This window comes from Luteibacter sp. KNZ12-1A, assembly GCF_056755675.1.
Window position 1 is genome coordinate 1 of the sequence record NZ_JBPGXU010000130.1, and the last position, 10,032, is coordinate 10,032.

19 protein-coding genes are annotated in these 10,032 nt (G+C 62.9%); all 19 read right to left on the minus strand.

What is annotated here, in order from left to right:
* Positions 1 to 103: 103 nt before the first annotated feature.
* Entirely contained in the window at positions 104 to 409 is a 306-nt protein-coding gene (gene rpsN / locus ACR9ZJ_RS17615) for a 30S ribosomal protein S14 (RefSeq protein ID WP_306849888.1), read from the minus strand.
* A 13-nt stretch (positions 410 to 422) separates the two neighbouring features.
* Positions 423 to 962 carry a 50S ribosomal protein L5 gene (rplE, locus tag ACR9ZJ_RS17620; protein WP_306849886.1) on the minus strand — a complete coding sequence of 180 codons (540 nt, stop codon included), beginning with the start codon at positions 960 to 962 and terminating at the stop codon, positions 423 to 425.
* 12 nt (positions 963 to 974) lie between these two features.
* Positions 975 to 1,286 (minus strand): 50S ribosomal protein L24, encoded by a 312-nt coding sequence (gene rplX, locus ACR9ZJ_RS17625; RefSeq protein WP_090054986.1) that lies wholly within the window; start codon positions 1,284 to 1,286, stop codon positions 975 to 977.
* Between the two features lie 14 nt (positions 1,287 to 1,300).
* A complete protein-coding gene (rplN, locus tag ACR9ZJ_RS17630) occupies positions 1,301 to 1,669 on the minus strand; it encodes a 50S ribosomal protein L14 (protein ID WP_306849882.1) in 369 nt (122 codons plus the stop codon).
* 11 nt (positions 1,670 to 1,680) lie between these two features.
* A complete protein-coding gene (gene rpsQ / locus ACR9ZJ_RS17635; protein WP_029213887.1) occupies positions 1,681 to 1,941 on the minus strand; it encodes a 30S ribosomal protein S17 in 261 nt (86 codons plus the stop codon).
* A gap of 11 nt (positions 1,942 to 1,952) precedes the next feature.
* The gene (gene rpmC / locus ACR9ZJ_RS17640) at positions 1,953 to 2,138 is read right to left on the minus strand and encodes a 50S ribosomal protein L29 (protein WP_029213888.1); all 186 of its coding nucleotides are present in this window, start codon (positions 2,136 to 2,138) and stop codon (positions 1,953 to 1,955) included.
* Positions 2,138 to 2,551, minus strand: coding sequence for a 50S ribosomal protein L16 (rplP, locus tag ACR9ZJ_RS17645; RefSeq protein WP_306849879.1), 414 nt, complete (start codon positions 2,549 to 2,551; stop codon positions 2,138 to 2,140). The genes rpmC and rplP overlap by 1 nt, the downstream gene beginning before the upstream one ends.
* Positions 2,552 to 2,562: 11 nt before the next feature.
* Entirely contained in the window at positions 2,563 to 3,294 is a 732-nt protein-coding gene (rpsC, locus tag ACR9ZJ_RS17650) for a 30S ribosomal protein S3 (protein ID WP_306849877.1), read from the minus strand.
* Positions 3,295 to 3,309: 15 nt separating this feature from the next.
* On the minus strand, positions 3,310 to 3,645 hold the full coding sequence (gene rplV / locus ACR9ZJ_RS17655; protein WP_029213891.1) for a 50S ribosomal protein L22: 336 nt from the start codon (positions 3,643 to 3,645) through the stop codon (positions 3,310 to 3,312).
* Positions 3,645 to 3,917 (minus strand): 30S ribosomal protein S19, encoded by a 273-nt coding sequence (gene rpsS / locus ACR9ZJ_RS17660; RefSeq protein WP_029213892.1) that lies wholly within the window; start codon positions 3,915 to 3,917, stop codon positions 3,645 to 3,647. Before rpsS ends, rplV begins: the two co-directional genes overlap by 1 nt.
* A 12-nt stretch (positions 3,918 to 3,929) precedes the next feature.
* Positions 3,930 to 4,751, minus strand: coding sequence for a 50S ribosomal protein L2 (gene rplB, locus ACR9ZJ_RS17665; RefSeq protein ID WP_306849874.1), 822 nt, complete (start codon positions 4,749 to 4,751; stop codon positions 3,930 to 3,932).
* An 18-nt stretch (positions 4,752 to 4,769) separates the two neighbouring features.
* Complete coding sequence (gene rplW, locus ACR9ZJ_RS17670; protein WP_046967254.1) at positions 4,770 to 5,063, minus strand: 50S ribosomal protein L23; 294 nt, start codon at positions 5,061 to 5,063, stop codon at positions 4,770 to 4,772.
* Complete coding sequence (gene rplD, locus ACR9ZJ_RS17675) at positions 5,060 to 5,662, minus strand: 50S ribosomal protein L4 (RefSeq protein ID WP_306849867.1); 603 nt, start codon at positions 5,660 to 5,662, stop codon at positions 5,060 to 5,062. The genes rplW and rplD overlap by 4 nt, the downstream gene beginning before the upstream one ends.
* An 11-nt stretch (positions 5,663 to 5,673) precedes the next feature.
* A complete protein-coding gene (rplC, locus tag ACR9ZJ_RS17680; protein WP_371023353.1) occupies positions 5,674 to 6,315 on the minus strand; it encodes a 50S ribosomal protein L3 in 642 nt (213 codons plus the stop codon).
* Positions 6,316 to 6,335: 20 nt separating this feature from the next.
* Positions 6,336 to 6,647, minus strand: a complete 312-nt coding sequence (gene rpsJ / locus ACR9ZJ_RS17685; RefSeq protein ID WP_014402136.1) for a 30S ribosomal protein S10 — start codon at positions 6,645 to 6,647, stop codon at positions 6,336 to 6,338.
* A 441-nt stretch (positions 6,648 to 7,088) separates the two neighbouring features.
* Positions 7,089 to 7,646: a hypothetical protein gene (locus ACR9ZJ_RS17690; protein WP_481288501.1), complete on the minus strand. Its 558-nt coding sequence runs from the start codon at positions 7,644 to 7,646 to the stop codon at positions 7,089 to 7,091.
* Positions 7,647 to 7,655: 9 nt separating this feature from the next.
* Positions 7,656 to 8,726: a Tle-like phospholipase domain-containing protein gene (locus tag ACR9ZJ_RS17695; RefSeq protein ID WP_481288502.1), complete on the minus strand. Its 1,071-nt coding sequence runs from the start codon at positions 8,724 to 8,726 to the stop codon at positions 7,656 to 7,658.
* A 27-nt stretch (positions 8,727 to 8,753) separates the two neighbouring features.
* Entirely contained in the window at positions 8,754 to 9,431 is a 678-nt protein-coding gene (locus tag ACR9ZJ_RS17700; RefSeq protein WP_481288503.1) for a hypothetical protein, read from the minus strand.
* A gap of 508 nt (positions 9,432 to 9,939) precedes the next feature.
* Positions 9,940 to 10,032 (minus strand): EF-Tu C-terminal domain-related protein (locus ACR9ZJ_RS17705; protein WP_481288229.1); only part of this gene is annotated, 93 nt, incomplete at its 5' end.

Here is a 10,032-nt window from a genome sequence, read left to right on the forward strand (position 1 = left end):
CGACCCACAAACCAGTAATAATAAATATTCAACCCCCACCCGGGGGGGCCGGGTGGCCCCCCCCCCACGACTATAACAGCTTGCCCCGCCGTTGGCGAGTTTTTTACCAGCTAGCCTTGCGCAAGCCCGGCACGTCGCCACGCATGGTGGCTTCGCGGAGCTTGTTGCGGCCCAGGCCGAACTTGCTGTAGACGCCACGCGGGCGGCCGGTCAGGGCGCAGCGATTACGCTGGCGCACCGGGCTGGCATCGCGCGGAAGCTTCTGCAGCTTGGTCTGGGCTTCCATCTTTTCGTCGTACGACGCAGTGGCGCTCAGGACGATCGCCTTCAGTTCGGCGCGCTTGGCGGCGAACTTCTTCACGATCTTGGTGCGCTTGAGGTCGCGCTCGACCATCGAGGTCTTGGCCATGTTCTACCTGTGATCAGTTGCGGAACGGGAAGCTGAAGGCTTCCAGCAACGCCTTGGCTTCTTCGTCGGTCTTGGCGGTGGTGGTGATGGAGATATCCATGCCACGCAGCGCGTCGACCTGATCGAAGTCGATTTCCGGGAAAATGATCTGTTCCTTGATGCCGAAGTTGTAGTTACCACGGCCATCGAAGGCACGACCCGAGACACCACGGAAGTCGCGCGTACGCGGCAGCGAGATGTTGATCAGGCGGTCCAGGAATTCCCACATCTGGGCACGACGGAGCGTGACCTTGCAACCGATCGGCCAACCGTCGCGGATCTTGAACGAAGCGACCGACACGCGGGCCTTCGTCGTGATCGGCTTCTGGCCGGCGATCTTGGTCATATCGGCCACGGCGTTCTCGAGGATCTTCTTGTTACCGGCGGCTTCGCCGACGCCCATGTTGAGCGTGATCTTCGTGATGCGGGGCACTTCCATGACGTTCTGGTAACCGAAGCGCTCAGTGAGCTTCTGCATTACCGACTCTTTGTAAAACGATTCAAGGCGGGTCATGACTTCGATTCCTTACGCGTCGACCACTTCGCCCGAACGGAACACGCGCACCTTGCGCCCGTCCTCGAGCGTCTTGGTGCCCACGCGCTCGCCCTTGTTCGTGGCGGAGTTGAAGAGCTGTACGTTGGAGATATGGATCGAGGCCTCACGTTCGACGATTCCGCCCGGCTGGTTGGCCTGCGGGTTCGGCTTGGTGTGGCGCTTGACCAGGTTCACGTTCGAGACGACCACGCGGTCGCCATCGACGCGCAGCACGTCACCGCGCTGTCCCTTGTTCTTGCCGGTGATGACGACGACGTTATCACCCTTGCGGATACGGTTCATGGTCTGGCCTCCGCTCAGAGCACTTCGGGCGCGAGCGAGACGATCTTCATGAACTTCTCGCTGCGCAGCTCGCGGGTAACCGGCCCGAAGATACGGGTTCCGATCGGCTCGAGCTTGTTGTTGAGGATGACGGCCGCGTTGCCGTCGAAACGGATCACGGAACCATCAGCGCGGCGCACACCCTTGGCGGTACGAACCACCACGGCGTTGTACACCTCGCCCTTCTTGACCTTGCCGCGGGGAATGGCGTCCTTGACGGTCACCTTGATGACATCACCGACGCTGGCATAACGGCGCTTCGAGCCGCCCAGCACCTTGATGCACATCAGTTCCTTCGCGCCGCTGTTATCGGCCGCGGAAAGCATGCTCTGTACCTGAATCATGGCAGCTCTCCTTAGACTTCAGCGCGCGTGACGATTTCGACCACGCGGTGATGTTTGGTCTTCGACAGCGGACGGCATTCCGCGATGCGGACGAGGTCACCCTCGTTCGCGCCGGTTTCGTCGTGCGCATGGAGCTTCGTGGAACGGCGGATGATCTTGCCGAGCAGCGGGTGCTGCACCTGGCGCTCGATCAACACCGTCACCGTGTTAGCCATCTTGTTGCTGATGACACGACCCGTGAGGGTACGCGCCGTCTTCGTGTTATCGCTCATGTCCGCCGTCCTTACTTCTTCACGCCGAGCACGAACTTCGTGCGGGCGATGTCACGCCGAACGCGGCGCAGCTGGTGCGGCTGGGTGAGCTGTCCGGAGCCCTTCTGCATGCGCAGGTTGAACTGCTCCTTGCGAAGGTCCAGCAGGTGCTGCTTCAGCTCTTCCGCCGACTTCTCTTTGATTTCTTTGCTGGCCATTACATCACCGCCCTGGAGACGAACTGGGTCTGGACGGAGAGCTTGGCTGCCGCCAGACGGAACGCTTCGCGTGCCGTCGTCTCGTCGACACCTTCGATTTCATAAAGCATGCGACCCGGCTGGATCAGAGCGACCCAGAACTCGACGCCACCCTTACCTGCACCCATTCGGACTTCGATGGGCTTGCGGGTGATCGGCTTGTCCGGGAACACGCGGATCCAGAGCTTGCCGCCACGCTTCACGTAGCGCGTGATGCAACGACGGGCCGCTTCGATCTGACGCGCGGTCAGCTGACCGTGCGTCGTCGCCTTGAGGCCGTACTCGCCAAAGCTCACGAGGTTGGAATTGAATGCCAGGCCATCGTTACGGCCCTTATGCATCTTGCGGTACTTGGTACGCTTCGGTTGCAACATGGCAACGCTCCTTACTTGGCAGCGCGCTCACGCTCGCGGCGGTTTTCACCACCCTCGCGGCGCGACGACTGCTGAGGCTGCTGTTCTTCCTTCGACTCGGCCGTGGCGGCCGCCAGATCGAAGATCTCGCCCTTGTAGACCCAAACCTTGACACCGATGATGCCGTACTGGGTCTTGGCCTCGGCGGTGCCGTAGTCGATGTCCGCGCGCAGGGTATGCAGCGGAACACGACCTTCGCGGGCCCACTCGGAGCGCGCGATCTCGGCACCGTTCAAACGGCCGGAGACGTTGATCTTGATGCCGAGGGCACCGAGGCGCATCGCGTTGCCGACCGAACGCTTCATCGCGCGGCGGAACATGATGCGACGCTCGAGCTGCTGGGCGATCGATTCAGCGACGAGCTGGGCGTCGAGTTCCGGCTTGCGGACTTCACTGACGTTGATGTGCGTCGGAACGCCCATCATGTCCGTGACTTCCTTGCGCAGCTTCTCGATGTCCTCACCCTTCTTGCCGATCACCACGCCCGGGCGGGCGGTGAAGATCGTCACGCGGGCGGTCTTGGCCGGGCGCTCGATCTGAATCTTCGAGATACCGGCGGCGGCGAGCTTCTTGCGCAGCATCTCGCGGACCTTGAGGTCGGCCGCGAGGTACTGGGCGTACTCACCCTTGTTTGCGTACCACTTCGAGTTCCAGTCCTTGGCAATGCCGAGGCGGATACCGGTGGGATGAACTTTATGACCCATCGTGTCTTACCCCAGTCAGTTGCCGACAACCACAGTGATGTGGCTGGTGCGCTTCAGGATGCGCGAACCGCGACCTTTGGCGCGGGCGTACATACGCTTCATCGCCGGACCTTCGTCGACGAAGATGCGGGCCACCTTGAGCTCGTCCACGTCGGCGCCGAGATTGTTTTCGGCGTTGGCGACGGCGGAGAGCAGCACCTTGCGGACAAGGTGGGCGGCTTTCTTGTTGGTGAAGGCGAGCACGTCGCTGGCTCGGCCCACGGGCATGCCGCGGACCAGGTCAGCCACCAGGCGTGCCTTCTGCGCCGAGATGCGGGCGCTGCGCAGGATCGCTTTGGCTTCGGTGCTCATCACTTGCCCTTCTTATCGCCTGCGTGGCCCTTGTACGTACGGGTCACCGCGAACTCGCCGAGCTTGTGCCCGACCATGTTCTCGTTGATCAGGACGGGCACGTGCTGGCGGCCGTTGTGGATGGCGATGGTCAGACCGACCATCTCCGGCAGAATCATCGAACGACGCGACCAGGTCTTGATCGGACGCTTGTTGTTGGCGGAAACGGCGGCTTCCACCTTCTTTACGAGGTGCAGGTCAACGAACGGACCTTTCTTTAGAGAGCGCGGCATGATCGTTTCCTATTACTTGCGACGACGCACGATGAACTGCTGGGTGCGCTTGTTGTTGCGCGTCTTGTAACCCTTGGTCGGCGTACCCCACGGGCTGACCGGATGACGGCCGCCGGAGGTCTTGCCTTCACCACCGCCATGCGGATGGTCGACCGGGTTCATCACGACACCGCGAACGGTCGGACGGATACCCGCCCAGCGCTTCTTACCGGCCTTGCCAAGCTTGCGCAGGCTATGCTCGGAGTTACCGACTTCGCCGATGGTGGCGCGGCATTCGACCGGCACGCGACGCATTTCGCCGGAGCGAAGACGCAGCGTGGCGTAACCCTGCTCGCGAGCGACCAGCTGGACCGAGGCACCGGCCGAACGCGCGATCTGCGCACCCTTGCCCGGCTTCATCTCGATGCAATGGACGGTGGAACCGACCGGGATCGACCGAAGCGGCAGGCAGTTGCCCGGCTTGATCGGGGAGTCGGAACCCGACACGAGACGGTCGCCCACCGCCACGCCCTTCGGCGCGATGATGTAGCGGCGCTCGCCATCGGCGTAGCACAGCAGCGCGATGTGCGCGGTGCGGTTCGGATCGTATTCCAGACGCTCGACAACGGCGGCGATGCCTTCCTTGTCACGCTTGAAATCGATGATGCGGTAAGCCTGCTTATGACCGCCGCCGCGATGACGCGTGGTGATGCGACCGTAGTGGTTGCGGCCACCCGTCTTCGACTGCGATTCGGTCAGGGGCGCGTAAGGTGCGCCCTTGTGCAGACCTTCGGTCCGCACGCTGACTGCGTCGCGGCGGCCCGGGGAGGTCGGCTTGTGAGTGATCAGTGCCATCTCAATTCAACTCCTGGCTCAGGCCTTGGCCGACACGTCGATCGTGTGACCGTCGGCGAGGCGCACGTAGGCCTTGCGCTTGCCCTGGCGGTTGCCAGTGCGGAAGCGGAACGACTTGACCTTGCCCTTGGTGTTCACGAGGTTCACGTCCACGACCTTGACGTCGAAGAGGTGTTCCACGGCTGCACGGACATCGGCCTTGGTCGCCTCGGGCGCCACGACGAAAACGTACTGGTTGTTCTCAGCAAGGCGAGCCGACTTCTCGGAGATGTGCGGCGCGCGAAGCGTGTTGAGCGTGCGTTCGGTGCTCATGCGAGCCACTCCTCGACCTTCTTGACCGCGTCCACCGTCATGACGACGAAGTCGCTGCCGACCAGGCTGACCGGATTAAGGGCCAACACGTCGACGACGTGGATGTACGGAATGTTGCGGGCGGACAGGTACAGCGCCTCGGTGGCGTCTTCCGACACCAGCAGCACGCGACCCTTGACTTCGAGCTCGGCCAGCTTCGCGATCATGCCCTTGGTGCTCGGGGCTTCCATCGACAGCTCGGAGACGACCTTCAGGCGACCCTGACGGTTCAGCTCGGCGACGATCGAACGGATCGCGACGCGGTAGGCCTTGCGGTTGACCTTCTGCTCGAAGCTGCGCGGCTTGGCCGCGAACGTCACACCACCACCGACGAAGATCGGAGCGCGGTAGTCGCCGTGGCGAGCGCCGCCACCCTTCTGCTTCTTGAACTTCTTGGTCGTACCGGACATCTGGCCACGAGACAGCTGGGCCTTCGTACCGGCACGGCCAGCCGCCTGATAGGCGGTGACGACCTGGTGGACGAGGGCCTTCTTGTACTCGCCGCCGAACACGTCGTCCGACACGGTGAGCGCCTTGGCGCCAATAACGTTGAGTTCCATGGCGTCTCTCCTCAGCCCTTGGTCGTCGGACGGATCACGACGTCACCGCCCGGCGCGCCGGGGACTGCGCCCTTGACCGCGATCAGGTGACGCTCGGAATCGACCGTGACAACTTCGAGACCCTGCTGGGTGCGGTTGACCGCGCCCATGTGGCCCGACATCTTCTTGCCAGGGAACACGCGGCCCGGCGTCTGGCGCTGGCCGATCGAGCCCGGGGCGCGATGCGACAGCGAGTTACCGTGCGTGGCGTCGCCCATCTTGAAGTGGTGACGCTTGATGGTGCCCTGGAAACCCTTACCCTTCGACACGCCGGAGACGTCGACCGTCTGACCGACGGTGAAGACGTCACCCGCCGAGATCTCGGTGCCGATCGCGTACTTGCCTGCGTCTTCCGCGCTCACGCGGAACTCCCACAGACCGCGGCCCGGCTCGACCTTGGCGTTGGCGTAATGGCCCTTCAGCGGAGCCGTCAGGAGCGAGGCGCGCTTGGCACCCGTCGTGACCTGCACGGCGCTGTAGCCGTCGTTTTCTTCGGTCTTCACCTGCGTCACGCGATTCGGGGTCGCTTCAATCAGCGTCACCGGAATCGAGCGGCCGTCTTCGGTGAAGAGCCGGCTCATGCCGCACTTGCGGCCAACCAGTCCGATACTCATCTTCGTATCCTTTTATCCGCTCAGCCGAGCTTGATCTGCACGTCAACGCCAGCCGCGAGATCGAGCTTCATGAGCGCGTCCACGGTTTTGTCGTTGGGGTCGACGATGTCCAGAACGCGCTTGTGGGTACGGGTCTCGTACTGGTCGCGGGCATCTTTGTCGACGTGCGGCGACACCAGAATGGTGTAGCGCTCAATCTTGGTCGGCAGCGGGATCGGGCCGAGGACCGTAGCGCCGGTGCGCTTGGCCGTCTCGACGATTTCGCTGGCCGAACGGTCGATCAGACGATGATCGAACGCCTTGAGCCGAATGCGAATCTTTTGGTTCGCCATAAAACCGTGTCCTGTTATCGAAAGAACGTTCTTGTGATTCGGAGGGGCTTCTCGCCACCCCGCACAACCCTGGTGCTACTTACGGGTACCGCAACGGGCCGCCCTGGAACGGTGTGAAACCGTCCGGAACGACCCGAAAAAGTCAGGCAGGCCGAGCTATCGGCCTGCCTAGACAAAAAAGTATAGAATACGCAACGAGATAGGTCAACAGAGCTTGCGCCCCGTGGCCCGTTGGCACCCTACTCGGCATCCATGCCTGCGAACTCGAAGCACATTCCGTGCGCCTCATTTCGCGGTGTCCGGTCGCCCACACATGGGGACCGGGAGGTATAGCCCAGCGACTATAACCTATCGCCGGGCCGATGGGAAGCCCTCGGGAGGAACGATATCGGGTGGCCGCGCCCTTCCCCGGCTGGATCATTCACGACCTGCACCGGCGTCCTATCGTTGCCGGAGGGGAACGTAATCCCCATAGCGCTTGTCCGCGCGGCCCACGCGAGCGCACAGCTGCTGGCCGCACAATCGAACATCGGCCTGGTTATAGGCCCGGAGCAGATCGGCCTCGATCTGCTGCTGCGCGATGACCTGCTTGTAGTGCCACCCGAGGTAACTTCCCACCGCGAGCACCGCCAGAAGGGTCGCCAGCACCCCTACCACCAGCCAGGCCGCCTTGTTCACGAAGGTCGCCAGCTTGCGCTGCGTCCCAACCATCGCATCCGTGCTCGCCTGCATGAGGCGCCGATGCTCGGCCGCTGCCCGGGCCACTTCCGCGAGCGGTTCGTTCAAGCCCATTCGCACGGTCCGCGTGGCATCCGCCGAGATCGCACCCAAGCCCGCATCCGCGGCCTGGCGCATGATGCCGGGTAGAGCCCGCACGGTCCGCGCTTGTTGCTCGGTGGCCTGACGGTGGCGCGTATCCATCGACTCGCTCATGCGCGACAGCCGCTCCACCATCATCGCCACCTGCACGGTGGCGTTCCTTGTACCTTCCTCGCGCATCGCCACTCCTTACAGGCGCATCACCGGACCACCGATCTCCCGGACCTGCGACACCTGCTGTTCCTGCGCCTGTTGCAGCTGCGCTTCCAGTGCCACGATGCGGTCTTCCCTGTCCACCTGCTGCGCCGCCTGCATGTGGAATTCCTGGGCGGCATGGGTCTGGCCGACCTGCCGAAGCGCTTCCATGAAGCCCTGGTCGTCCTGCTCCATGGCCTTGCACAGGTAGTCGAACATCTCGTCCATGCCGGCGGTCGCCGCCAGTGGCGGCATGCCGGTACGCTCCTGCTCCTGACCCAGCATGTGCCAGGGCGCCGACAGGTCCAGCGGAACACCACGGGGCAAGTCGTCCAACCGGCGATGATGCAGGTCGGGCATGTAGTTGTGCGCGAATACCGCCGCCGGCTGGTTGCCTTCCTTGTCCCAGAAGTTGCCGATGCCGTGTGCGGCGGCGATGGCGCCCACCTCGCCGACCGGTGACAGGCCACCCTGCTTGTGGCGCTGGTAATCCGCATGATCCATATAGTCGACCGTGCGGCCGATCGGCTCGGCCATGCTCGACACCGGGTCGTGGTACATGCGGTGGTTGACGACGCGGCCCTGGGCGGATGACACATCCAGACCCAGCCCCTCGGCCATGGACCGCGCCCCATAGGTATTGAAGGTTTCCGCGTGTATGCCGGCCGATTCGGGCATGGCGGCTTGCAGTTGCGCGAGGGCGCCGCCCAGGGAGTGACCGGTGATGCTGATGTCGGTAGCCGCGATGCCTTCTTCCTCGGCATGACGCAAGGCCCAGCGCATCGTCGCGGCTGCTTCAGGCCATTGGGTGGGCGCACCCATCATGCCCATGCCTAGATCGGCGGTGATGTCATGGATGCTGGAAGGGTCGGTGCCTTTGTTCGTGACGATAAGCTGGCCGGTCGTCTCGTCCCGCACCACCGCCCCGCGGTAGTTCGTGGCGGACGGCGGGGAAACGTAGAGCACAGTGTAGAGTCGGCTATCACTCTCGAGATTGGTCTTTGCCGTCAGCGGCACATAAATCACATGAGAGAGAAATGCATATTGCTCGGAGGGAAGAGACATATCCAGTTCCTTGGATAGAAGTTACTGCTAGTCGCCACTAGAAGCAGCAGGCGGATTTGGTGCGGTGTCCGTTGTCACTGGCTTGACGAAATTGCTCTGGCTGAAGACGCCCCGCACGCGTGGACGCAGCAACGCCGAGTCCTTGGACACGTGAACAGTGATGGGGACCCGGCTGTAATGGGGTCTGTCCGGCATCGGCCATCTGCCGTAGCAGCTTTGCGGATGGTCATCTGCCCGGAACTGACAAATGGCTTTGTACTCGGCGCCGGGAGCCAAGTCCTCGCGAAGACCCCAATGCCCTAGTGCGTCCCTCCCCGTGCGGGTGTCATGAACCAGGAAGTAAGGGGCAGCAAGCTCCCAGTTGCAGGCGACTTCGTTGTACCGATCCACGTAGACGTTGAAATGAGCACGCTTTGGGTCCCGGCTTTCATTGGGAATGTCGAACGTCCCGTGGGGATAGACAAAGCTGCCACCACCCCTGAGGGGATCGAAGTAGCCGCATTCGCGTTGCTGGTTCTGGTACAGCGCACTCATGACGACAACGTAGCGCTTGGCATCCTCGGGATGGTCGAACGTCACCGTGATGTGCAGCGCCTCCTTCGGATACGGATTCAGTGGCGGCGGGCTGAGATCTTTCTTCTCGGCACATGCGGCCAAGGCGGGAAGCAGCAACGGCGGGAGGAGTGTCCATGCGCGAAGGTTCATGAGGACAGCTTAGCGATGCCGCAGGAGGACATCTTTAGAAGAATCCTCAAAATCGCGTGCTTTTGTTATGCGTGCCGATCGGGCAAACGCCCATCACTCATGACACCGCGCTCGGCCCGACTTCGCGTCAAGGCACGAAAGAGCCGGCGAGTACCACCCTCGGGGCCGTTAGCGCAGGCGAGTGATCCAGACGGATCAGGCCCGCAGGAGGCCAACCATGGATGGCTGGCCTTCTTCACGAGACAGGATGTCGAGTCGAAGAACCCCGGCTGGTTCACGACCCGGCCGCAGGCCATTGATACACGGCCGCGCCAGCGGCCCTTCCTTGAGGGGCGCCGGAGGCGTGGCCCCGAGGGCGGCGCTCGCCGGCTCTTGCCGCGACGCGCACGCCGCGATGCCGAAGGCGAGCCCAAGCCACCAAAACACTTACCGAAGAACAAAAAAAAGCGGAGGCTTTCGCCTCCGCTCTTCGATAACCGGACGGGTCACCCCGCCCCGGCAATCCTTCTTACTTGTTGATCTTCGAGACGACGCCGGCGCCGACGGTACGACCGCCTTCGCGGATCGCGAAACGCAGGCCTTCGTCCATCGCGATCGGGAA